Below are 23,069 nucleotides of genomic sequence, written 5' to 3'. Positions count from 1 at the left end.
TCGAAAAAATAGGTCATTAAATTTTGTTAAGCCTATCCTCAAATTTAATCATCAAATGAGCCATAGCTTCATTCCAGTTTGGAATGGGCATAGTCCATTTTTTGGTCATATAGTTAATTGTCAAATATAAACTTTTAAAAACAGCATTATCATTAGGAAAAACCCGCTTATTATTTGTTACTTTACGCAATTGACTATTGACAGATTCAACTGAATTAGTTGTATAAATTACCTTTCTAATTGACTCAGGATACCCTAGAAAAATCATTAGATTGTCCCAATTATTATACCATGATTTGGCAATTTGTGGATATTGTTTATTCCATTTTTCTTCAAAAGATACTAAAGCTAAATGGGCTTGTTCTTCCGTTACTGCAGTATATATCGGCTTTAAATCGCTAGACAGTTGCTTCCTATCTTTATACGACACATATTTTAAACTATTTCTAATCTGATGTACAATACACAATTGATGTTCTGTTTTTGGATAAACTGCTTCTATTGCCTCAGACATACCAGTAAGATTATCGCTACAGGCAATCAGTATATCTTTTAGCCCTCTATTTTTCATTTCGGTAAAATTACCGAGCCAAAATTTTGCCCCTTCATTTTCACTGATCCATAATCCCAATATATCTTTTTTACCAGATAAATCAATTCCTAATGCAACATATACTGCCTTATTGATTATCCTTTTATCTTGCCTGACTTTTACTACTAAACAATCAAAAAATACTATCGGATATATCTCTTCTAATGGTCGACTCTGCCAAGCTTTAACCTCATCCATTACATCATCAGTAATTTGGCTGATTAAGCCTTCACTTATTTCAACACTGTATAACTCCTGTAACTGAATCTTAATATCAGATATACTCATGCCTTTAGCATATAATGATAGTACTTTATCGTCAAAACCATCAAAACGTTTCTGGCGTTTTGGTAGTATTGCGGGTTCAAAGGTATTATGCCTATCCCTTGGTACTTCTATTTCTACAGCTCCATGTTCGGAGATCAGTTTTTTGCTAGTTATACCATTACGAGCATTATCATTATCTGCACAACTGTATTTATCATAGCCTAGATGATTATTCATTTCTGACTGCAGTGCCTTCTCTATTAAACGTTTGGTCAATTCTTTTAATAAACCTCCTTCTTTCAGTATTGTACTTACATCTGTATCATTATCTATTAATAAATCTACTGCTTGCTTTATTGATTCATTAGTTTTTTTATTCATGTAATTTCCTTTTTTGTTATACTTTTATATATAACCTATTTCGAAATTTACACAGTTTTTTGGACAGAGCCCATTTAGATAATCCGCTTTGGTAAAACATGTCTTCATAACGAGTTAAATACTCCTCATCTTCCTTGGATCGTTTGTCAGTATATCTCTTATCTTCAGGCAGTCCAAGTCGACAATAAAATTTATGCCATTCCTCATCAGAGCTATCATCCTTTGGCACGGCAATTCGTTGATTCAAGCTCTTTTCTGCTTCCAAATAGCTCTGTGCTAAAGATGATACATCCTTAAATTTACCAAGTGACTCAGCTTTGCGGATGTCCTCAGGCATATTAGCTAGCCAATCGCTAGCAGAGGAAGTAGGGTTAGTTTCATAGTTATTAGCAGTTCCTTCTTTGCTCATTTGCTTATTCTTCTTTTAACACTTCTATTTCTTTTTTTAACTGTTCTATTTTTTTAATGGTTAGTTTTGTAAATTTAACTATTTTTTCTATTGGCTCATTATCAATTAACATTTCTTTTGCTGTAGCTATTTTTTCTTCAGCTTTACCTCTAGCTTCACCTCTAGCTTCACCTCTAGCTTCAGCATCTTCAATTTTTTGCAGCTCTACCGCTAAATTATCAAGACGAGTTTTAGTTATTTGCTCATAGGTGTTAAGTTCTGCCTCTGACCAGCTAGCTTGGTCTACTGCCTCAAAGGCTCTTCTAATGATTTCATCCTTACCTATTAAATGCTCTATTTCTGTTAATGTTAATTTACTATCTCCTGCATGCTTAAAAAAATACATCCACTTCTCTTCAATAGTTTTTAGCTCATCTATAGTTTTTTTAAATTTCTCAAGCTCTAAAAAAACAAAGTAAAAATCTTTTAAATCATGGGCATAGGTCTTTGTATCTAAAAGACGATGCTCCGATTTCCAATGTTCTTTATCTTCAAACATCACAAAATCCGCTATTGCTAAAAATATTACTCCTTTTAATTTGGCGTATACTGCTAGTTTCTTGTGTTTCTCATCTTCCTCAATTCTTTGCTGAGAATATGCTTTAGCTGCATAATATTGGGCTCTTTTTTCAAATCCTGGATGCTTACTTACCTGCATCTCTACTATGAATTGATTACCGTGTTGATCTTTACATAACACATCAACAATAGACTTTCTGTAAATAGCAATATCAGGGTCTTGGATAGTTGGTAAAAACGTCACCTCAATTATTTGCTCATTTTCTTTACACTTAAGAACATCGTTTAAAAAATGTACAAGTATATCTTTGTTCTTTTCACTACCAAAGATTTTACGAAAACAAAAATCATTTCTAGGATCAAGAAACTTTGATAAAAACATATAACTAACCTCTTAATTGTTACTAAATATCGCTATTACTTATCTGATTCATTAGTATTTTTAGCACCATCAATATTATCAACTCCATCATCTTCTGAAACCTGCGAGCATATATATAGGAACAATGCCCGATGTCCTTCCAAAAAGGCAGTGTACTCACTTTCTTGCCGAACAAAATTGCTGCGATATATGCCACTCATTTGAGCTAAATCCTCTAATATTATTTTACCATCTTCTCCACTAAAAAGCTTGCAATAAATTGATTTTAATTGCTCTTTTGTTAGTACATTAGATGGGGATGAGGAGTTAATTGATAGTTTCATTTGTTCTTCCTTACCCTTGCATTTGTTGTTGCTGTTGTAATTGTTGCATTTGCATCATCTTACGTTGTTGTCTGATTTGTAATACTTCTTGCTCGTTCTTGAGGATTGAGGTTGGGGCTGTAAATTGTAATCAGCTATTGACCCCTTTAAGGGAAAAATTGTAATGAAAATTGCCCCCCTAAATAAGTAACAATATCTCCAAAAAATTAATATTTTTAATATTTTTTTAAGGAGTTTTTAAAAGGTTGTTTATAGTGGAAACAATTGGAAGAATACGTAGAATGTATTACGTTGATGGCAAAGCAATTAAAGCAATTGCTAGAGAACTGAATATATCAAAGAATACAGTAAAAAAAGTCATTTGCAGCAATCAAACTAAATTTGAGTTAGCAAAATATAGCAAAGGTAAGCCTGTTCTTGGCAATCATCTTGAAGTACTAAATCAGCTATTAGCAGAGAATAGCAAGGAGTCGGTTCGACGTAGAATGACGGCAGCTATACCAACAGCTTCAGATATCGGGTTATACAGGAAGTTACGAATCTGTGAATCTAATTGTACGAAACTTCCGTAGAGAATACGAGGCAAGGGGCGGGCAAGTTTTTATTCCATTAAATTTTGAAGCTGGTCAGGCGTTTCAGTTTGATTGGGGAGAGGAAGAAATATGTTTAAATGGGGAGGTTACTAGAGTTAAAGCAGCGAGAATAAAGCTATGCTATAGTCGTTATTCTTTGGTAGTGGTTTATCCTAATGAGCAGCTGGAAATGGTTATGGATGCCCATGTTCAAGCTTTCAAGTTTTTTGCTGGTTGTTGTAAGAATGGTATTTATGACAATATGAAGACGGCTGTCAAAAAAATATTGATTGGCAAGGATCGTATCTTTAACGAGAAGTTTATCCAAATGGTCTCTCACCATTTATTTGAGCCACTTGCCTGTACTCCAGCATCAGGATGGGAGAAAGGACAGGTTGAGAAACAAGTAGGAGACACTAGACGTAACTTTTTTACTCCAATATTGAAAGGAGATAGTTATGAAGCTATTAACATTCAGCTAAGAGAGATGTCTATAGAGTGGGCTAAAACTAAAAGACATCCTGAATTTACAGAAAGAACGATTCTAGAAATATATGAGGAAGAGAAGGCATATTTAATAGGATATAGAGGGCAGTTTACCGGTTATAGATTACATCCAACGACCGTATCACCTTTGAGTTTAATACAATACGACAGCAATATGTATAGTGTTCCGTGTGAATATGTGGGACTTAGCGTACAGATTAAATCCTATGCTTGGCAAATAGTGATTTTACATAAAAGCAAGATTATTGCAGAGCATGTTCGTAGTTTTAAACGCTATCAGAAGAATTATAATCCATGGCACTATATAGCAGCTCTAGAACGTAAACCCGGTGCTTTACGTAATGGTGGACCGTTCAAAGAGTTAATGAGTTTGTTACCTGAGATATTTGGCAAACTACGAAATAAGTTAGAGACTTACAAGGATGGTGATAAACAATTTATAGATATCCTGCTACTTGTTAATAAGTATGGATTAGAAAAGGTAACAAATGCTTGTAACCTAACAATTGCTGCTGGCGGCTGTAGCTCTAAATTAGTTGAGCAATATTTGTTGCAACCAGCAATGAAACTAGATATCCAAGAGACTGAGTTTATTCAGCTAAAAAATCCTCCTGATGCTGATTGTAGTATTTATAGCAAGTTGCATTTAACAACGGAGGTAAATTAAATTAAATGAAAGACTTAATATTGTTATTAGATAAATTAGGTTTAGTCGGTATGAAGATGCAGTTAGCTGAGTCAAGTAATTTAACAAATGATGTCCCTACTACTAGTGTGTATGATGTGTTAAAGAAACTTCTTGAAGCAGAGTGTGAATATACTCGATGAAAATCAAGAATTGCGTTGTCGTCTTCAGGGATCTTCGGTGCTCACGTACTAAATGTACGCTCCGCTCCTCGACCCTTCGACTCCTAGCACTTCATAATTTTGATCTTCGTCTATCAACTCTTCATTTACGAGTAGTATATAAGAAGTCACGCTCGCTAGGTTATAGGTTGCAACTAGCTAAGTTCCCAACCATAAAGTTACTATCAGATACATGCCAAGCTAAATTGGTTGAAAATATTGATATACAAAAAGTGATTGATAATCATCAGAATATCATGTTCATAGGTGGTTCTGGGTCTGCAAAAACTCATCTAGCAATTGGTTTGGCGTTCACCGCCATTGAAAAAAGTTACAGGGTAAGATTTTATACTTTAAATGAATTAGCTAGCCAATTGCTTAATGCTAGAATCCATAATTATGAAAGCAAATTCATCGATTCAGTTAAGAGATTCCATCTGATTGTAGTAGATGAATTAGGCTATGTATACTCGATGAAAATCAACAATTGCGTTGTCCAAGACCTGCGGTGCTCACGTACTAGTGTACGCTGTACTCCTCGGCTTGGACACTCCTAGCACTTGTTGATTTTGATCTTCGTCTACCAACTCTTCATTTATGAGCAGTATACCAATAAAAGCCGAAGCTAGATTCCTGTTATTTGAGTTATTTGCTAAATTGTATGAGCAAACTTCAGTGATCATTACTACCCATTTGAGATTTGAAGAATGGAATGATATGTTTGGTAATGCTAAGGCAACAAAAGTAATTATCGATAGATTGACACATCATTGTCAAATCATAGAAACTGGTAATAAAAGTTTTAGAGGAGGGAAAGATGTAGATTAAAGATTAAAATAATAGACTACGGTATTAATTAAAAATTACAATGATTTTAGAAAATTCTATCTGAATTTTAACCAAAATTAACTAATTTTTTTATGTGGTTAGGGGGGGCAATAGTTTATTACAATTTACATTTATAGCGTAGCGTGCATTGAATTTTCATGGATACTATGCTATTAATTTCTGCATTATATTACTTAGTGCTTTATAGTTTTTATGCTATACTAGCTTTAGAATTGATAACTGATAATAGCAACATATATGGATAAAATAACTCCTCGAGTAGACTTGGCATTTAAGAAAATCTTTGGCGTAGAAGAGAATAAGGACTTGCTGATATCCTTGATTAATTCTATCGTTGGACAAGAGGATCAAGTAACAGAGGTAACGCTGCTTAATCCATATAATCCTAAAAACTTTAAGAATGATAAACTCTCAATATTAGACGTTAAAGCTAAATCTGTTGATGGCAAAAGGTTCAATATTGAGATTCAAATTAGCGACGAAGCTGATTATGATAAGCGAGCTTTATATTATTGGGCTAAATTGTATACTGAGCAATTAAAGGTAGCTCAGGACTATTCTACCCTAAGCAAAGCCATTGGTATTCATATTCTAAACTTTACTTCTATTCCGAATGTAACTAAGTATCACAATGTTTTCCATATAGTAGAAAAAGATAGTGGATTGTTGTATTTCAAGGATCTCGAATTACATACTATTGAGCTTAATAAGTTTACTGATAATTCTTATGAGGAATTACCTGATATACTGAAAAAAGTAAAAAACTCTTTAGATATGTGGACAGCTTTTCTAACAAGACATGATTTACTAAACAAAGATAATTTGCCTAAAGAATTAGACAATGCCAGCTTAAAAAAAGCTCTAACAGTGCTAGATGTTATGAACTTTACTGACGAAGAAAGGGAGGCTTATGAAGATCATCTTAAATGGCTGCGTATCGAAGCTAATACTCTGAAAAAACAACTAGAAAAAGGTAGAGTGGAGGGTAAAGCAGAGGGTAGAGAGGAAGGTAGATATGAAGAAAGAATAACTATAGCTAGAAAATTACTTAAAGAAAATATGACATCTGAGCATATAGCTAATATTACTGGTTTAAGTATTGAAGAAATCAACAAACTACTAAAATAGTATATTAGCCATATGGTTATTGGAAGTTTTATAGTTGCGTGCTGGCATAATATAGATGCTGATTTATAGCAATTCTTACATTGATTTGGGTTCGTAAATCATCCACTAGGGTCCACCAAAGACTTATCAGGGATTAAGGACTTCTCTACTCTTACTAAAAAATCTATATGTGTTATTTCAACTAAAATTCCTGAAAATTTTGATATTATGAAATCTTTTTTTCCTTCTCCTCCTTCCACTTGAATACTTTACCCTTTCTTCTTTACCGGAAACTGCTGATTTTTTAGTAACGAACCTTGACGTGGTTATATATACAAGATATAATAATATACTAAATTTTTTTTATCAAATAGTATTAGTGCTAACTATATTTAGTGATATAATATACAAATTAACAAAATAGCAATAGCAGAAAATGTTTAATCGAATATATACTCAAGTTCTAAAAAAATCCCCTTGGGGAGATTCTGAAGAGGAAGAAAAAAGTGAATATAATATATTTACTAGACCAAGGAAAAAAAATAAGTTTAACCTTAATGATTTCTATAATAAGTTTAGCTTTAACAATAACATAATGGCGTTAGTTTTGTTGTCATTAGTTGCTGTTTGGTTTGCCTCCGGAGTTTATGAAGTTAAGGAAGGAGAAGAAGCTGCAGTAATGAGGTTTGGTAAGTTTGTTCGTAAAGGATTCCCTGGTTTGAATTATCACCTTCCCTTGCCGTTTGAACAGGTAGTAGTTGAGAAGGTAAACCAGTCTCGTAGAATTGAGATCGGCTATAGATCAACAAGTAGCCTTAGGTCTAATATGGATAACACCAAAGCTGTGGCTGCTGAAAGTACTATGCTTACTGGCGATGAGAATATTGTTGCACTAAATTGTGATATAATGTGGCATATTACTGACTTAGAAAAATATATTTTTAATATTGTTAATCCAGAAGATTCTGTAAAAACAGCTGCTGAAAGTGCTATAAGAGAAGTTATAGGCAATACTCCTATCTCTTCGATATTATCAGACCAAAAACAAGAAATCACTAATAAGATTGAAGGTTTAACACAGAAAATCCTTGATCATTATAATGCTGGTGTTGGTATTGAGAAAGTGCAGTTACTAAAAGCTGAACCGCCAGCTGAAGTAATTGATGCTTACAGGGATGTACAAACTTCTAAAGCCGATAAAGAACGTGAGATAAATCAAGCACAATCCTATAATAATGATATTTTACCTAAAGCTAGAGGGCAGGCGGCTAAAATTGTCCAAGAAGCAGAAGGTTACAGACAAGAGGTTATCTCAAGAGCTGAAGGAGACAGCAAAAGGTTTGCTGCTGTCTATACACAATATGTTGCTAATAAGTCAATAACTAAGGATCGCCTTTACTTAGAAGCTATAGAAAATATTCTAACGGATACCAGCAAAGTTATTATGGGTACTAATGGCGTTTTGCCGCATATGGCAATTCAGCAAAATAAAATTAAGGAGTAGTGCTGGATGAAGACAATTTATTATATAAGTTTCGTAGTTTTCGGATTATTATTATCAGTTAGCAGTGCTTTATTTACCGTTGATCAACGCCATTCCGCTGTGGTATTTCAATTTGGTGAGGCAATGAGAACCATTGAAAGTCCAGGATTAAATATAAAGATTCCATTTATTCAAAATGTTGAATTTTTTGATAAACGTATCTTAAATGTAGAGGCGGAAGCAAAAGAGCTAACTGCTTCTGATGGAAAAAGGGTAATCGTAGATGCTTTTGCAAAATTTCGTATTGTTGATCCTGTGATGTTTTACAAAACTGTACATAACTACCAAGGTGTGAAAATTAGACTTAATAAAAACCTAGAATCTTCAATGAGAAAAGTTATAGGTAGATTACCCTTGACTAGTCTTCTTACAAGTGCAAGGTCTGACATAATGTCAAATATCTTAAATCAGGTTAATGAGGAAGCAAAGAATTTTGGACTTGATGTAATTGACGTTAGAATTTTAAGAGCTGATTTACCAAAAGAGAATAGTGCAGCAATTTATCGCCGCATGCAAACTGCTCGTGAAAAAGAAGCTACCCAAATAAGAGCTGAAGGGCAAGAAGAAGGAGCTCGCATAAGATCAAGAGCTGATAAAGAAAGTAAAATATTACTTGCTGAAGCTTATATGCAATCTCAAATCATAAAAGGTGATGGTGACAGGGAGGCAGCTAAGATATATAATCTTGCTTATTCTGTTGATCCAGAATTCTATAAATTTTATAGATCCTTGGAAGTATATAAAAATACTTTAAAGAAAGATGATACTTCTTTTGTATTGTCTCCGGAAGCAGAGCTATTTAAATATCTAAATTTGGGTAAATAGAATGACATTGAGAGAGTAAAAATGATTAGTAGTTAGGTAGATGATATGGTTCAAAATATTTGTAAGTTTAACAATTTACTAAGGTCTTTAATTGCCACTTTTCTGATGACTATGTGGTTAGCATCTTCTGTTTTTGCTGAAAATATCCAGTCAAGCAAAATTACTCCTGAGGAATCTAGTAATTTACAGTCAGTGCCAATAAAGATACCTGAATCCCATAATTATAGTTTTGCAGATATTGTTGAGCCACTTATTCCAGCTGTGGTAAATGTGTATACAGTACAATATAACCAAAAATCAGAAGATTCTCATAAAAAATCTTTCGAGCGTTTTCCATTCGATCATTTTAATGAACTTTTGGAGCGTTTTAATCTACCTTTTGATTTTGATGAGATGTATTCAAATCCTAAATCTGTTCCCCTTGGCTCTGGTTTTATTATAGATCCTACAGGTTTCATTGTTACCAACCATCATGTAGTTGCAAATGCAGATGAGATTCACATAAAATTAACGGATAATAGGGAGCTATCAGCTAAATTGGTAGGTAGTGATAAAAAAACTGATCTTGCTCTTTTAAAAATTGAGATCGAAACTCCTTTACCTTTTGTAAAATTCGGTGATTCCAGTAAAGCTAGGGTAGGAGATCAGGTTATTGCTATTGGTAATCCTTTTGGTAGACTTGGAGGAACAGTAACTGCTGGTATTATATCTTCAAAGGGACGTGATATTGATAACACTAACGGTATAGTAGATGATTTTATACAAACTGATGCGGCTATTAATAATGGTAATTCCGGTGGGCCAATGTTTAATATTAATGGTGAAGTTATAGGAGTCAATACAGCAATATTTTCACCTTCTGGGACTAGTATTGGTATTGGATTTGCTATTCCATCTAATACTGCTAAATCAATTATTGACCAGCTAAGGCAAAATGGAAAAATTAATCGCGGTAGGCTTGGGGTAGTAATTCAAGAAGTAACTAATGAAATAGCTGAAGGGTTTGAGTTAAAAGAAGCTTCGGGAGCATTAGTAGTGGAAGTACAAAAAGATGGTCCAGCTGATAAATTTGGTATAAAACCTGGGGATGTAATAATAGAATTTGCTGGACAACCGGTAAAAAATTCTAGGAGGCTGCAGGTAATGGTTGCTGAAACTATCGTTGATCAAGAGGTAAAAATTATCGTTGTACGCGATGGCAAAAATCAAGAATTAAGTGGCAAGATTAGTAGTGAAGAGGATCTAGAGCCTAAAAAAGTAAATGACAAGGTAAGCGATAAAACTTCTGATAATAAATTTTCTGTTGTAAAAAATAATGTTACTTTTAGTAATTTAACAGATAATCTTAAACGAAAATTTGCCATTAAAAGTAAAGTCGAGGGCATTATTGTAACTGATATCGCAAAAGATGGAAAAAATTATGGTTTTAAAATTGGTGATTTAGTAATAGCGAGCAATCAACAACCTATAGCTTCTATAGATCAATTAAATGTGTTGTATGACAATGCCCAATCTATTAGAAAGCAAAATATAATCTTGTTGGTACAGAGACGGGGTGTTTCTATGTTTATAGCTTTGCCAGTTACCAAATCTGAAAATTAGTAGTAATGAAGTCAGTATGAATAATGATTCTAAAATAGCAGTATTAAGTTTTTATAGTTTTACTAACCTAGAAAACCTTGAGATTTTGCTGCCAAAGATTTTACTTATTGGTAAAAAAAGAAGAATTAGGGGTACTATTCTTTTAGCTCCAGAAGGATTTAATGGTTCAATTTCTGGGACAAAAGAAGAGGTAAATTTTTTAGTAGATGAAATTATAAAACTTACGTCTGCGGAAGATGTAAATATTAAAATAAATTACTGTGATATCCATCCTTTTCAAAAATTAAAAGTAAAGCTGAAAAAAGAAATTATTGCTATGACAGTTGGAGATATTGATATTGCAAATCTGAAAGGAGAGTATATTGAGCCAAAGGACTGGGACAAGTTTATTAGCCAAAATAATGTGGTATTAGTAGACACTAGAAATGACTATGAAGTTTGTGTAGGTACTTTTAAAGGGGCTATAGATCCGAAGACAGAAACGTTTAAGCAGTTTCCCAAATGGGTAGAGCAAAATAAAGAATTACTTGCTGGAAAAAAAGTAGCAATGTTTTGTACTGGTGGGATTAGATGCGAGAAATCAACAGCCTATTTGAAGAAACTGGGTTTTAATGATGTGTACCATCTTAAGGGCGGTATTTTACAATATTTAGAAGTGACCCATAATCGTAATAGGTTATGGCAAGGAGAATGTTTTGTATTTGATGACAGAAGAGCTGTGGCAAGTGACTTGTCACCAGCTGAAGGACATTGGTTGGAACGTGGTGATCGATAAGCTATTATAGGCAGGATCAGGTTTTAATATGAATTGTCATCCCAGCGTAGGCTGAGATCTAAAAAAAATAGCCTAGAAGGATGTGTTAAGTATTATAGCCCCCTACCTACGCAGGGGTGACAGCGTGGCAAGTAAGCTGTACCGAAGCAGGGTGATATTTAGTCTCTTAATTACCTTGAATAGAGTTCAACTACTAAATGTACTTCTGGCTCAAATGGGTACGGAACATCAGAAATTACTGGGATTCTAATAAACTGACCAGACAATGAATTGGAATCAAAAGTTAAATAGCTTGGTACAGCGTTTCCTTGTTTGCTAGCTGTCTCGAGTATTACAGGGATTTGTTTTGCTGATTCCTTTAGCTCGATGACATCTCCTTCTTTTAGTCTCATACTTGGGATATTAACCTTCTTACCATTCACTTTAATGTGACCATGGGTAACAAATTGTCTTGCAGCAAAAATCGTTGGTGCAATATTCATTCTATATATAACAGCGTCAAGCCTTCTTTCTAACAGAGCTATAAAATTTTCACCCGTATTGCCTTTCATTTTTTGTGCGAGAGTAAAAGTATTTCTAAATTGCGTCTCGTTAATTCTACCATAATGGCATTTAAGTTTTTGTTTAGCCTTCAAGTGTAGACCATAATCAGAGGTTTTAACCATACTATTCTGACCATGTTGACCAGGACGATAATTTCTTGTATTGAAGGCATCTTTACTATCGCCCCACAGGCTTACACCAAGTCTTCTGCTAGCCTTATATTTAGAATTAATAATTTTTGTCACGCTCTATGTCTCATAATTTTGATATCACACTAACGTTATTATAACGTTGATTTAAGTATATATATTTTAACAATTAAAGTCAATTCCTCATTTTTTGAAATTATGGGAGTGCCTGCGAATTCCTCAACATAAGCAAATTATGCAAGAGGTCTATTCTAATTCCTTGATTTTATCGGATGATTCGAGCAACTGGGCATCAATAATTTCAGATTTTGATGAAACAAGCTGATAACGCTCTATAGGATGCTGAATTGTTTTGTTACCAATATCTATGCCTAATTTTTGAATATTCCTAGCCTTAGATAAAAAATGTCGATTAAAAGAAGCGGCAAATTTATCATAATTATTGACTATATGCTGAATATTATTGCCAAGTTTCTGCGAATGCTCCGCTAACGAAGCAATAGAGGTCAATAATTTTCTTACCTCTTCTATAATTAATTTGTGATTTTCTGAACGTCTATAATCTGAAATTTGGAATTTAGCAAATGATAGCATATTCATAAGTCCGACCAACTGGGAAAATATTGCTTTCCCAAGCTTTTTGTAAAAAATTATTATCTGCAATCAGAATTTTTTCAATTGCCTGTTCAGTAGGGACAAACATCAAAGTAACTATATTACCAAAATGTTCCTTTTTATCTTGGAAACTAGCTAAAATATTTTCCGCGTAATCTTTACTATTTAAGGACTTTAAATGATTATTCATGGTTTTACTAAGATTAGTACTATCTTGCCCTAAATCTACTAGAAACTTTGAAGCTTTTGCATCTATAACCATTAAGTTACCAGAAGGTAAGAAAACTAGGGCATCTGGTCTAAGTTTTAAATTATCGGTAGTTGTCACAGAATATTGTATGATAAAGTCTAAATTAGAACGTAGACCTGATGATTTTAGAATGTTCTCAAGAGTAATTTCAGCAAGTAATCCAGCTCCAGATGGAGAAAGAAGGGATTGTTTAATAATGTCTACTGTTCCTTTAGATTGTTCGATATCCCTACTTAATGATCCAACCATGTTTATTAAACGTTCAAACTCGTTATTAAATTTGCTTGTTGCCCCCGAAATATTTTTTTCTGATAATTCCCTTGCTTCTTGATTTTCCCGTCTATGAATTTCAATTAATTGTTTAGACAATTCATTACCAAGATCAAATAAAGCATTTTTTGCCGATGCATAGGACTCCTGTCTTGCTTTATCTGCTTCAGCTATCAATTGACTTTGATAGTCTACTTTACTAGATAATTGCTCAATTTTTTGGATATAAGAAATTTTTTCTTGCTGCAAAATTTGATTCTGCTTACTTGCTTCTAAATAGTTATTTGATAGAAAGCCTAATTCTGCATTTAGTTTGGTTGTCTTATGATAAAACCAAGCAAATAAACCAAATAAAACAACAAGTCCGATAGTAAGCAATAATGGAATATAACTCATTGATAAGTTTACTCTTTAGTTAGTAATTTCGGAATTACCCGCTCTTCTAAAGGACCAGTTGGCATAGCTGGCTTTAATAATTTCGGAGTTAAAATGAATTTAGTCTTTTGTTCAATAGGCGAAAGAATAACAAAATAACTATGCGGTTGCTGAATTACCCCGTATTTATCCCATTCTGGGTATTGCCTATCTAGGTTAGCTTTAAATTCATGAGGACCATAAACTTCAATCTCACCAAATTGATATTTCTTCAGTGGAAATACCTCGTTAATATAAAAGAAATCATTAGGAAATCTACCTAACGTTCTGAAATTAGCATATATAAACATGTTGTCTTTTGGGCGGAAAATAAAAATATCTATACATACCGTGTTACATATAGTGTAAAAATCTTGATGGTAAGTTTTATAACCTAACTCGACAAAATCTGTTAATATATCTTGTAACCTTATTTCATCAGCGTGCATTACGCCAATATCTAAGTCATCATCAAAAGGTATGATGCCTTTATGCCTTGCTGCCCCAAGAAGTGTACCACTTGTAATCCAATATTGTATGTTATGTTTAGTCAATATCTCATGAGTATCTTTCATTAATTGGTATAAGCTTAGGGCTTTGTTTTCACTAATTGTATATTTCTGTACTTGTTGGTCGGTAGGAGTTACATATCTCCATTTGTGATCATAAAACTCTACATAGCCTAGGTACAAACCATAAGTAATTATAATTACTCCAGCTATTTTAAAGAAAAAGTTATTAGTTTTTTTATGATTCTTGTGCATATATATTTCCCATGTTTATTTTAGTAGACTTTTTTAAAATCATAAACTATAAGTTGCTTTAGTTAGATAATTATATAATTAACAATATATGAAAGTAAAACCAGTAATTATGGCTGGGGGTCTAGGAACTAGATTATGGCCATTATCACGACAGATGCAACCAAAACAATTTATAAAAATATTTAAGAATTTGAGTTTAATACAAAAAACTTTGATTACAAACAGAACTTTAGGCAAACCAACTTTAATAATTGCTAAGGAATATGAATTAATAGCAAAAGAGCAACTTAGAGAGCTAAATATAGAAGCAGACTTAATAATAGAACCTATGCCGAAAAATACAGCTTTATGTGCAATTATATCAGCTATTCAAGCAAAGAATAACGGTTATGATACGGTCATACTACTGCCTTCTGATCATTATATACATGATATTGATAAGTACCTAATTACTATTAATGAATCTTTGAATTATGTCGCAAAATTTGGTATTTGTACTATTGGGGTTAAGCCTAGTTTTGCAAATACCGAATATGGTTATATTAAAATAAATAAGTTATTAGCAGATAGAACTTACAACACCCAACAATTTGTGGAAAAACCTACTCTTCAACAAGCACAAAATTATCTAGCAAATGGCAAATATTTTTGGAATTCAGGAATTTTTATTTTTAATATAGATTTTATTTTAGAGCAGGCTAAATTATGGCAAAAAGAACTCTTTAAACATGCACATGATTCATATTATGCAACCAAAGATCATAATAATATAACACTTGCTTTAGAACCATACTTACATATTACCCCAATTTCCTTAGACTATGCTATAATCGAAAATATTAGTCAAATGATTATGATAGAAGCCAATTTTAGTTGGAGTGATATTGGAAATTGGCATTCTTTATGGCAAATACAAAAAGAAGATATAACGAATAATTACTGCGAAGGCGATGTTATAAACATTGATAGTACAAATTCATATATTAGTTCTAATAATAAGCTGACTGCTGTAATAGGAGTTGATAATATAATCATTATTAATACTGAGGATGCTTTACTGATCGTAAATAAATCAAGAGTTGAGAAAATAAAGCAGCTTGTAATGGAAATGACAAAGATGGGACGAAAAGAAGTATTATGAACTTACGTGAGAGTATAAAAAATTATGTCAGCAATTTTCAAGAAGAATATGAATATAAAGAAAGGATGTTAGACTTTTTAGATAATTGTAAAAATCCATTTAGTAGGGAGACAAAAGAAGGACATTTTACCGGTTCAGGATTCTTGGTTAATTCTAATAAAAAAAAATTCTTACTGATGCATCATCGTAAGTTGGATAAATGGTTGCAACCAGGAGGACATTGTGATGGTAATAATGACATTTTGACTGTAGCAATTAAAGAGGCACAGGAAGAATCTGGTATTTTAGAGATTGAACCGATTTCTAGACAGATTTATGATATAGATATTCATCTAATTCCTAGTAATTCTATAGACCAAGAACATTATCATTATGATGTGAGATTTTTATTTAAAACCGTTTGTAACGACCATTTTGTAAAAAATTCTGAATCAAACGAATTACGATGGATAGAATTTGCTTCTAATCATCAAGAACTTGTGCTAGATAATTCAGTAGAAAGGATGATAAAGAAGTATACTCTTATGCTTTGAAGAATATATACTGCTATGATTTCAAGAGTTGGTATACTACTCGTAAATGAAGAGTTGATAGACGATAGAATCAAAATTATGATAGTAGCAGGAGTCGAAGGGTCGAGTGTACAACTGTCGAAAGTTTACAAGTACCTATACCACAACGTCATTGCGAGCGTAAGCGAAGCAATCTATAGATAAATGATGTTACTGGATTGCTTCGTCGACCTTACGGCCTTCTCGCAATGACGTATAAATAAGCTGTATTTACTAACTTTCGACAGTTGTGCTACGATCCCTGAAGACGACAACGCAATTCTTGAAGTTCTACCTGAGTATATATACCTTAATTCTTTGGTTATAATTTATGTTAAAAATCTTTGAACAATATAAGTCTCATCCATTTGCTAAATATTTTCTGATTTTGTTTGGCGTAATAGTCGTCTACTTAGCTTATCATATTGATATTTGGATTCATACAGAATCGACTGATAATGCGTATATTGAGGCTGACATATCCAGCGTTAGCTCTGAGATTAATGGAGTGATTAAGAATGTATTTATTTCAGATAATATGAGGGTAAAAGAAGGTGATCTTATTGCTGAGATCGATGATCAGGATTATAAGTCACGTCTTGCTTCGCTGGAAGCTTCTATTAAGGCATCTATTAAAAATATAGAAATCATAGAACAAAAGACTTTAATAGCTCAAATTAGTTTAGAGCTTTGTCAAGAGGTTATTGATTCTGCTAGTACTAATTTGGAGATTAACTCAGTTGATTATATAAGAACTCAAGAGCTTAACAAAGAGAGTTTTGCTAGTAAAAAGACGTTAGATGAATCTAAAATGTCTTTTACTAAAGCAAAGACTGATCATAATCAGGCAAAGTTAAACTTGCAAATTGCACAGCAGAACTTACTACTTTTAGCTTTACAGAAAACTGCTGAGGAAGAAAAAATGAAAGGGTTACTGGAAGATAAAAATATAGTAGCTAGAAGTTTAGTAAATACCCAAATTATAGCCCCAGTTAACGGAATAATAGCAAATAGTAGCTTGCAGGTAGGTAATTTTATTAATCCAGGGAGAGTATTATTTTTTGTTGTGCAGGATGAACAAATGTATGTAAAAGCTAATTTTAAAGAGACGCAAATTGCAAAATTGCAACCAAAGCAAAAAGTTAAATTACAGTTTGATTCTTTACCAAAAAAGATCATATACGGCAGAATACGTAATATATCACCAGCTACCGGCTCAAAATTTAGTCTAATTCCGACTGATAATGCAACTGGTAATTTTACTAAGATTGTTCAACGGATTCCTGTGCTAATAGATTTTGAGACTCCTAAAGATATTACTAGTAATTTGATACCAGGAATGTCTGCTATAGTTTCGGTCAGGACTAATTAACCTGAATTCGATGTAACAAGTTACATCGAACTTTCGTGTTATATATAGAAACAATCAGGTTTGAAGCGGCTGCCCACCTGATTGTTAAAATATAACACTCCATTCAATATGTGATTTTAATTATTAGAATCACATATTGAATGATGAAAAAAGTTAAAATGCACTCGCGTCAGCCGTTTCAAGAGTGCATTTTTCCTTATAACAAAGCCAGTTCGATATAAGAATTATTAATTCTTATATCGAACTTAGGTTCAATTAATTAATTTTTTGCTCGACGACTAAACCAGCTTTGCAAATAAGTTGCTGCAATATCGCTATTCTCTATTAATAAGACATTCTCGGCATTTCTATTATCAGCTGCATTGGTAAAATTAAAGCTACCAGTAATCACCTTACTTTTATCAATGATCATAACTTTGTTGTGAGCAATACCTGGTACTTTATCTATTGAAACATCAATACCAGCCCGTTTTAATTCATGCATTTTAGAATATCTATCGTGTAAGTTACTACGATCCAATAATACCCTTATTTGAACACCGTTTTGCTTAGCTTTAATTAGTTGATCCACTATATTTTGCGAAGTTAAACCAAATGCTTGAACATAAATACTATCCTTAGCCTTGGATATTTCTTTTGCTATTAATGATCCGCAGCCGGATGGTGGGGTAAAACAAACATTTAAATTATCAGTTTCAGTATGAAAACTATGCCAAGAAGCTGTTTCTCGTACCTCATTATATCCTATCCCGGTAGTAATGCCGAGTAAGAACGATATTATTACGGATAGATTAAGCTTTTTAGGTAGTTTTTTCATTTTCTTATACTATGCCGAAACCGAGGCCTTAGCACCCTTTAATTTTTGGAAATCGTCACCAGCATGATAAGAAGAACGGGTTAATGGACTGGCGGAAACCATCAAAAACCCTTTAACCCTTGCTACTCTTTCAAAATATTTAAATTCTTCTAGGGAAACATATCTAGCAACTGCTGCATGGTTTTTAGTTGGCTGTAAATATTGTCCTATAGTTAGAAAATCAACTTTAGCTTCCCTTAAATCGTCCATTACTTGCATAATTTCATCGTTTGTTTCTCCAAGACCAACCATCATACCTGATTTAGTAAAAATCTCAGAGTCTAATTTTTTCACATTATGCAAAAGACTTAATGAATTATAGTATCTCGCTCCTGGTCTAATAGTTTTGTATAGAGAAGGCACTGTCTCTACATTATGATTATAAACGTCAGGTTTTGCTAATACCACTATTTCAGCTGCCCCATCTTTCTTAAGAAAATCTGGGGTTAGAACTTCAATTGTGGTATTAGGAGCAACTAGTCTTATTTCCTTTATACAATTGGCAAAATGCTCAGCCCCACCATCATCTAAGTCATCTCGATCAACTGAAGTAATTACCACATGTTCAAGCCCTAATTTCATTACGGCTTGTGCTAGTCTCTGTGGCTCGTGAGGATCGAGTAAATCGGGACGACCAGTTTTAACATTACAAAATCTACAAGCACGAGTACAGACAGATCCCAAAATCATAACTGTAGCATGTTTTTTTGCCCAACATTCCCCTATATTAGGGCAAGCAGCTTCTTGACAGACTGTATTTAATTTTAAACTCTCAATTAGTTTTCTTGTATCATGATATTGATATGAATTTGGTGCTTTAACCTTTATCCAATCAGGTCTTTTAAGAGCTTGAGCTTCTTCTATCTTGATTATGTTTGACATATAATCCTGCTTTGTTTATGGCCTGCTTTTTTATGAATTTTATATTCAAATCATTTGAGTATATCATTAAACAAATTGTTTTATTGGTAGTTTAACTATATCTGTAAGGCTAGTGCTGTTATCACAGTTGTAAGATAATTTGGGTTCAATAGGAATCTTACAGATTAAAGGTATATTATATTCTTTGGCAAAATTTTCTCCACTATTACCGTTAAATATCTGAATTTTCTTTCCCGAACTTGGTTCAACTAGATAGCTCATATTTTCTATAATACCTAAAATTGGTAAGTTAAATTTTCTGTATAAATCAATCGATCTAACGACGTCTATTGCAGCCATTTTTTGTGGAGTAGTTACTATTATTACCCCATCTAGTTGATAATTTTCTAAAATACTTAAGTGAATATCACCAGTACCAGGGGGCATGTCAATAATTAAATAATCTAACTCCTGCCAATGGGTGAGAGATAATAGTTGATAAATGGTCTTGCTGGCCATTGGACCACGCCAAACAATGGCTGAGTGATCCTTAATAAGAAATCCGATAGAAATAATTTCAATGCCTCGCGATTTTAAAGGGGTCATTTTATTATACACTATTTCTGGTACACCACTAATACCAAATATTTGCGGAATTGACGGACCATAAATATCAGCATCCACTATTCCCACCTTGTACCCTTCAAGATTTAGTTGCTCCGCTATCAATGCTGTTATAGTAGATTTACCAACTCCCCCTTTACCGGATGCCACCAATATTATCTTCTTTACTCCATCAATGAAATGCTTAACTTTTGGATTAGTTGATTTTTTAGCTACACCTTTGCTACTAGTTAAAACTATAGTTATTTTTCCAATATTAGGTATTTCATTTAATTTATTAATAGCTTTAATTTTTATTTCATCGATTTCCTTGGAATCTTTACCAAGAATATCAATGGCAAACCCAATATTTTTATCCTTAATTATAATATTAGATATAATACTGACTAATTTTGTATTGTCACTAAAAGTGATATCTGAAATTTTATTTAGTATTTGTTGCTGGTTTATATCAATCATAGTTTTTAAGTAAAATGAAGCTATTATACAGGTTAAATTAGTATATTTATAAACAATAATATTACTGTTATAGTAGTTTTCTTGCTCTAAGATTCATCTTTTTTAAAAAGAGATAATAAATCACTGGAAGTACCTTAATTTTTAGTTTAATTTAACCTCAGTTCGATATAAGAATTATTAATTCTTATATCGAACTGGCTTTGTTATAAGGAAAAATGCACTCTTGAAGCGTCTGACGCGAGTGCATTTTAACTTTTTTCATCATTCAATATGTGATTTTAATTATTAAAATCACATATTGAATGGAGTGTTATATTTTAACAATCAGGTGGGCAGCCGCTTCAAACCTGATTGTTTCTATATATAACATTGAATTCGATGTAACAAGTTACATCGAATTCAGGTTAATTTATATATTAGAGATTTAAAATATTATGGTTTTTTATGGAAGATATTAATTATTGGGACAACTCAAGGTATGAATCTCAGCCTATATTTTTACTAAATATCTCTTTCCCCCCTTCTAATTTGTTTATAGAACCGCGATATTGTTACAACCAAGATTTATTATTTCAATTTTCGCTACTGTATTTCCTTGCTATCGTTCAACCAAATCTTCAATATCTATAAACACTATAATAAATATAAGGTTAATAAATGATAGGATATCAGCAAGAACACAAAAGCCTAACGAGAGAACAAAAAGAAGCAGTAGGGTTATTATCGATTGGGACTTTTTTGGAATATTTTGATCTGATGCTTTATGTGCATATGGCTGTACTGTTAAATGAGTTGTTTTTTCAATCTGCTAACTCTTTGACGGCTTCTTTGAATACTGCCTTAGCTTTTTGTTCTACTTACGTTTTAAGACCATTAGGAGCTTTAATATTTGGTTGGATAGGGGATAATATTGGTCGTAAGGTTACCGTAGTCGTAACAACTACTATGATGTCTATTTCTTGTGTTGTAATGGCTACTCTTCCAACGTATGCAGAAATTGGTATTACCGCTTCTATACTGGTTACTATATGCCGTATGGTTCAAGGTATGTCTTCAATGGGTGAAGTAATAGGAGCTGAAATATACGTTACTGAAATAACAAAACCACCAGTACAATATCCTGCTGTATCTATGATAACTATATTCTCTAGTTTAGGAGGGTTTGCTGCCTTAGGAGTCGCATCTCTTGCTATTAAACAAAATTTTAATTGGCGTTATGCTTTTTGGGCTGGAGCAGGAATTGCATTAGTAGGTTCTATTGCTAGAACTAAACTTAGAGAAACACCTGATTTTGCAAATGCAAAAAGTAGACTAAAAAATATTATTAAAAAAGCTGGGTTTAACAATGACTCAATAGAGTCCAATCCAATTGTACAAGAAAAGGTTAAAATAAAATCTTCAATTTCTTTATTTTTAATTCAATGTGCATGGCCAGTATGTTTTTATTTTATTTACTTTCATTGTAGCAATATTCTTAAAAGTTCTTTTGGTTATAGTGGTGAACAAATAGTAGATCATAATTTCATTATCTCTATAGTACAAGTTTTGAGCTTTATAATATGGACTTATTTAAGTTGTTACATATATCCATTAATTCTTCTGAAAGTTAAATTAATAATATTTTCTGTTATCGTCTTAATATTTCCTTATTTATTAAATAATTTAAGTTCTCCATCAGATTTACTTATACTTCAACTAGTAACTATTATGTTTTCACTTTCATACTCTTCCGCTATGCCTATTTTCTATAAACATTTCCCTGTATTTAAGCGTTTTACTTATGCAAGTTTCTTATATGCTTTATCTCGGGCTTTTAATGTGATAACATCATTCGGACTCGTTTATTTAACAGATTATTTTGGAAATTATGGTATATTAATTGTAATAGTTCCTACAATTTTAGGTTTTGCATTTGGGTTAAATCATTTTGGAAACCTAGAGAAAGAAGTAGGGAATTATCCTCAAAGAGATCTAAATTAAGTAAGTTATTACTGATTAAAGCCGTTAAACATGATCTCTCTAATTCTTCTATTATTTTATTGAGTTCAAGGTATATAGCAAGAGGTATGAAGTAAGCCAAAGTCTCTTCTATTATCTTTTTAATTTTCTCGGGAGACTTAGCACTAATAGTTCTTAAATTATGTAATCTATCAAATAATTTGATGTGTAATACATCCTTTTTATATTGAGAGAATAGTAAGTTTACGGTCTCTCCCTCACTAATTTTTCTATCTATTTTAATTCTTGTCAAGTCTTGCACTTGACTAGCCACGTGACTGCCAAAAATATAGGCAATCATGGGTTCGGTCAGTTTTGTATCTTCAATGGTATCGTGTAGTAATGCGGTAACAATCATGTCAGTTCTGAAATATCTTGGAATTTTTAGTGCTGTGTATTGGGCAACCATATACGCCACTTCAATCGGATGCGAGTAATATGGCTCGCCGGATTGTCTCATTTGATTGCCATGATATTTTTTAGCATAGTAGATACCTTTTTTGACTTCATCAATGTCTATTTGTTGCTTTACTTTTGTATTTAGCAAAATTAATTCATTAAGCAACCTCTCAGCATATGCACAATACTGGTATCTTGAATTATCCCAATAGTTAATATCTTCCATAAGAAACCATAATATTTTAATTATAAAGTTATTTTAAAC

Annotated in this window: 23 protein-coding genes and 2 pseudogenes; 14 read left to right on the top strand and 11 right to left on the bottom strand. The window is 32.7% G+C overall.

The annotated features are described in order from the left end of the window. Positions 1–16: 16 nt before the first annotated feature. From AB3211_RS01795 to AB3211_RS01780, 4 genes are read right to left on the bottom strand one after another with little or no spacing between them, the layout of a single operon-like run. Entirely contained in the window at positions 17–1,240 is a 1,224-nt protein-coding gene (locus AB3211_RS01795; protein ID WP_367364473.1) for an IS256 family transposase, read from the bottom strand. Between the two features lie 16 nt (positions 1,241–1,256). Next, complete coding sequence (locus AB3211_RS01790; RefSeq protein ID WP_367364472.1) at positions 1,257–1,649, bottom strand: hypothetical protein; 393 nt, start codon at positions 1,647–1,649, stop codon at positions 1,257–1,259. Between the two features lie 4 nt (positions 1,650–1,653). Continuing rightward, on the bottom strand, positions 1,654–2,589 hold the full coding sequence (locus AB3211_RS01785; protein ID WP_367364471.1) for an Rpn family recombination-promoting nuclease/putative transposase: 936 nt from the start codon (positions 2,587–2,589) through the stop codon (positions 1,654–1,656). A gap of 35 nt (positions 2,590–2,624) precedes the next feature. Further along, on the bottom strand, positions 2,625–2,912 hold the full coding sequence (locus AB3211_RS01780) for a hypothetical protein (RefSeq protein ID WP_367364470.1): 288 nt from the start codon (positions 2,910–2,912) through the stop codon (positions 2,625–2,627). A 281-nt stretch (positions 2,913–3,193) separates the two neighbouring features. On the opposite strand from AB3211_RS01780, the gene AB3211_RS01775 reads away from it, so the two are divergent. From AB3211_RS01775 to AB3211_RS01730, 10 genes and pseudogenes are all read left to right on the top strand, one after another. Then, on the top strand, positions 3,194–3,484 hold the full coding sequence (locus AB3211_RS01775) for a LuxR C-terminal-related transcriptional regulator (RefSeq protein WP_367363728.1): 291 nt from the start codon (positions 3,194–3,196) through the stop codon (positions 3,482–3,484). Next, positions 3,456–4,658, top strand: coding sequence for an IS21 family transposase (gene istA / locus AB3211_RS01770; protein ID WP_367364469.1), 1,203 nt, complete (start codon positions 3,456–3,458; stop codon positions 4,656–4,658). The genes AB3211_RS01775 and istA overlap by 29 nt, the downstream gene beginning before the upstream one ends. Before the next feature lie 5 nt (positions 4,659–4,663). Beyond that, positions 4,664–4,819 (top strand): hypothetical protein, encoded by a 156-nt coding sequence (locus AB3211_RS01765; RefSeq protein WP_367363755.1) that lies wholly within the window; start codon positions 4,664–4,666, stop codon positions 4,817–4,819. Then, on the top strand, positions 4,816–5,394 hold the full coding sequence (locus tag AB3211_RS01760) for an ATP-binding protein (RefSeq protein WP_367363841.1): 579 nt from the start codon (positions 4,816–4,818) through the stop codon (positions 5,392–5,394). The genes AB3211_RS01765 and AB3211_RS01760 overlap by 4 nt, the downstream gene beginning before the upstream one ends. A gap of 73 nt (positions 5,395–5,467) precedes the next feature. Beyond that, positions 5,468–5,665: pseudogene (locus AB3211_RS01755) on the top strand (ATP-binding protein); the annotation flags it as partial. A 258-nt stretch (positions 5,666–5,923) separates the two neighbouring features. Continuing rightward, positions 5,924–6,814, top strand: coding sequence for an Rpn family recombination-promoting nuclease/putative transposase (locus AB3211_RS01750; protein ID WP_367364468.1), 891 nt, complete (start codon positions 5,924–5,926; stop codon positions 6,812–6,814). Positions 6,815–7,229: 415 nt separating this feature from the next. Beyond that, entirely contained in the window at positions 7,230–8,297 is a 1,068-nt protein-coding gene (hflK, locus tag AB3211_RS01745) for an FtsH protease activity modulator HflK (RefSeq protein WP_367364467.1), read from the top strand. 6 nt (positions 8,298–8,303) lie between these two features. Beyond that, positions 8,304–9,161 carry a protease modulator HflC gene (gene hflC, locus AB3211_RS01740; protein WP_341757607.1) on the top strand — a complete coding sequence of 286 codons (858 nt, stop codon included), beginning with the start codon at positions 8,304–8,306 and terminating at the stop codon, positions 9,159–9,161. 45 nt (positions 9,162–9,206) lie between these two features. Then, positions 9,207–10,763 carry a Do family serine endopeptidase gene (locus AB3211_RS01735; protein ID WP_367364466.1) on the top strand — a complete coding sequence of 519 codons (1,557 nt, stop codon included), beginning with the start codon at positions 9,207–9,209 and terminating at the stop codon, positions 10,761–10,763. 16 nt (positions 10,764–10,779) lie between these two features. Then, positions 10,780–11,538 (top strand): rhodanese-like domain-containing protein, encoded by a 759-nt coding sequence (locus tag AB3211_RS01730; protein WP_367364465.1) that lies wholly within the window; start codon positions 10,780–10,782, stop codon positions 11,536–11,538. Between the two features lie 170 nt (positions 11,539–11,708). Here the strand turns inward: AB3211_RS01730 and rpsD are convergent, their stop codons facing one another. The 3 genes and pseudogenes from rpsD to AB3211_RS01715 all read right to left on the bottom strand — a co-directional run bounded on the left by rpsD (position 11,709) and on the right by AB3211_RS01715 (position 14,543). Then, positions 11,709–12,326 (bottom strand): 30S ribosomal protein S4, encoded by a 618-nt coding sequence (gene rpsD / locus AB3211_RS01725; RefSeq protein ID WP_367364464.1) that lies wholly within the window; start codon positions 12,324–12,326, stop codon positions 11,709–11,711. A gap of 150 nt (positions 12,327–12,476) precedes the next feature. Beyond that, a pseudogene (locus AB3211_RS01720) lies at positions 12,477–13,761 on the bottom strand (DNA recombination protein RmuC). 8 nt (positions 13,762–13,769) lie between these two features. Next, the gene (locus tag AB3211_RS01715) at positions 13,770–14,543 is read right to left on the bottom strand and encodes a LicD family protein (RefSeq protein WP_367364463.1); all 774 of its coding nucleotides are present in this window, start codon (positions 14,541–14,543) and stop codon (positions 13,770–13,772) included. Between the two features lie 88 nt (positions 14,544–14,631). Here AB3211_RS01715 and AB3211_RS01710 point away from each other — a divergent pair, with 88 nt between their 5' ends. From AB3211_RS01710 to AB3211_RS01700, 3 genes are all read left to right on the top strand, one after another. After that, positions 14,632–15,684, top strand: coding sequence for a mannose-1-phosphate guanylyltransferase (locus tag AB3211_RS01710; protein ID WP_367364462.1), 1,053 nt, complete (start codon positions 14,632–14,634; stop codon positions 15,682–15,684). After that, on the top strand, positions 15,681–16,217 hold the full coding sequence (locus AB3211_RS01705; protein ID WP_367364461.1) for an NUDIX hydrolase: 537 nt from the start codon (positions 15,681–15,683) through the stop codon (positions 16,215–16,217). Before AB3211_RS01710 ends, AB3211_RS01705 begins: the two co-directional genes overlap by 4 nt. A 349-nt stretch (positions 16,218–16,566) precedes the next feature. Continuing rightward, positions 16,567–17,607 carry an HlyD family secretion protein gene (locus tag AB3211_RS01700; RefSeq protein WP_367364460.1) on the top strand — a complete coding sequence of 347 codons (1,041 nt, stop codon included), beginning with the start codon at positions 16,567–16,569 and terminating at the stop codon, positions 17,605–17,607. 259 nt (positions 17,608–17,866) lie between these two features. Here AB3211_RS01700 and AB3211_RS01695 read toward each other — a convergent pair whose 3' ends face one another. From AB3211_RS01695 to AB3211_RS01685, 3 genes are all read right to left on the bottom strand, one after another. Further along, positions 17,867–18,424: a phospholipase D family protein gene (locus AB3211_RS01695; protein WP_367364459.1), complete on the bottom strand. Its 558-nt coding sequence runs from the start codon at positions 18,422–18,424 to the stop codon at positions 17,867–17,869. Between the two features lie 9 nt (positions 18,425–18,433). Beyond that, the gene (gene lipA / locus AB3211_RS01690; protein ID WP_341754358.1) at positions 18,434–19,345 is read right to left on the bottom strand and encodes a lipoyl synthase; all 912 of its coding nucleotides are present in this window, start codon (positions 19,343–19,345) and stop codon (positions 18,434–18,436) included. A 66-nt stretch (positions 19,346–19,411) separates the two neighbouring features. Then, a complete protein-coding gene (locus tag AB3211_RS01685; RefSeq protein ID WP_341757769.1) occupies positions 19,412–20,407 on the bottom strand; it encodes an Mrp/NBP35 family ATP-binding protein in 996 nt (331 codons plus the stop codon). Positions 20,408–21,064: 657 nt separating this feature from the next. On the opposite strand from AB3211_RS01685, the gene AB3211_RS01680 reads away from it, so the two are divergent. Next, positions 21,065–22,387 (top strand): MFS transporter, encoded by a 1,323-nt coding sequence (locus AB3211_RS01680; RefSeq protein ID WP_367364458.1) that lies wholly within the window; start codon positions 21,065–21,067, stop codon positions 22,385–22,387. On the opposite strand, the gene AB3211_RS01675 is transcribed toward AB3211_RS01680, so the two are convergent. Further along, entirely contained in the window at positions 22,299–23,030 is a 732-nt protein-coding gene (locus tag AB3211_RS01675) for an HD domain-containing protein (RefSeq protein ID WP_367364457.1), read from the bottom strand. The genes AB3211_RS01680 and AB3211_RS01675 overlap by 89 nt on opposite strands. Positions 23,031–23,069 lie beyond the last annotated feature (39 nt).

The organism is Candidatus Tisiphia endosymbiont of Nedyus quadrimaculatus (assembly GCF_964059235.1).
Taxonomy (GTDB): domain Bacteria; phylum Pseudomonadota; class Alphaproteobacteria; order Rickettsiales; family Rickettsiaceae; genus Tisiphia.
The sequence above is the reverse complement of the archived record's forward strand: the minus strand, read 5'-3'. Positions and strand labels throughout refer to the sequence as shown.

Bases quoted from the DNA above. Each gene is read 5' to 3' on its own strand.
- lipA (WP_341754358.1), bottom strand. From the start codon at position 19,345: ATGTCAAACATAATCAAGATAGAAGAAGCTCAAGCTCTTAAAAGACCT.
- AB3211_RS01785 (WP_367364471.1), bottom strand. From the start codon at position 2,589: ATGTTTTTATCAAAGTTTCTTGATCCTAGAAATGATTTTTGTTTTCGT.
- AB3211_RS01735 (WP_367364466.1), top strand. From the start codon at position 9,207: ATGGTTCAAAATATTTGTAAGTTTAACAATTTACTAAGGTCTTTAATT.
- AB3211_RS01765 (WP_367363755.1), top strand. From the start codon at position 4,664: ATGAAAGACTTAATATTGTTATTAGATAAATTAGGTTTAGTCGGTATG.
- AB3211_RS01685 (WP_341757769.1), bottom strand. From the start codon at position 20,407: ATGATTGATATAAACCAGCAACAAATACTAAATAAAATTTCAGATATC.
- AB3211_RS01750 (WP_367364468.1), top strand. From the start codon at position 5,924: ATGGATAAAATAACTCCTCGAGTAGACTTGGCATTTAAGAAAATCTTT.
- AB3211_RS01705 (WP_367364461.1), top strand. From the start codon at position 15,681: ATGAACTTACGTGAGAGTATAAAAAATTATGTCAGCAATTTTCAAGAA.
- AB3211_RS01795 (WP_367364473.1), bottom strand. From the start codon at position 1,240: ATGAATAAAAAAACTAATGAATCAATAAAGCAAGCAGTAGATTTATTA.
- AB3211_RS01675 (WP_367364457.1), bottom strand. From the start codon at position 23,030: ATGGAAGATATTAACTATTGGGATAATTCAAGATACCAGTATTGTGCA.
- AB3211_RS01775 (WP_367363728.1), top strand. From the start codon at position 3,194: ATGTATTACGTTGATGGCAAAGCAATTAAAGCAATTGCTAGAGAACTG.
- AB3211_RS01710 (WP_367364462.1), top strand. From the start codon at position 14,632: ATGAAAGTAAAACCAGTAATTATGGCTGGGGGTCTAGGAACTAGATTA.
- AB3211_RS01790 (WP_367364472.1), bottom strand. From the start codon at position 1,649: ATGAGCAAAGAAGGAACTGCTAATAACTATGAAACTAACCCTACTTCC.
- hflK (WP_367364467.1), top strand. From the start codon at position 7,230: ATGTTTAATCGAATATATACTCAAGTTCTAAAAAAATCCCCTTGGGGA.
- AB3211_RS01680 (WP_367364458.1), top strand. From the start codon at position 21,065: ATGATAGGATATCAGCAAGAACACAAAAGCCTAACGAGAGAACAAAAA.
- AB3211_RS01760 (WP_367363841.1), top strand. From the start codon at position 4,816: ATGAAAATCAAGAATTGCGTTGTCGTCTTCAGGGATCTTCGGTGCTCA.
- hflC (WP_341757607.1), top strand. From the start codon at position 8,304: ATGAAGACAATTTATTATATAAGTTTCGTAGTTTTCGGATTATTATTA.
- AB3211_RS01700 (WP_367364460.1), top strand. From the start codon at position 16,567: ATGTTAAAAATCTTTGAACAATATAAGTCTCATCCATTTGCTAAATAT.
- AB3211_RS01715 (WP_367364463.1), bottom strand. From the start codon at position 14,543: ATGCACAAGAATCATAAAAAAACTAATAACTTTTTCTTTAAAATAGCT.
- AB3211_RS01780 (WP_367364470.1), bottom strand. From the start codon at position 2,912: ATGAAACTATCAATTAACTCCTCATCCCCATCTAATGTACTAACAAAA.
- AB3211_RS01695 (WP_367364459.1), bottom strand. From the start codon at position 18,424: ATGAAAAAACTACCTAAAAAGCTTAATCTATCCGTAATAATATCGTTC.
- AB3211_RS01730 (WP_367364465.1), top strand. From the start codon at position 10,780: ATGAATAATGATTCTAAAATAGCAGTATTAAGTTTTTATAGTTTTACT.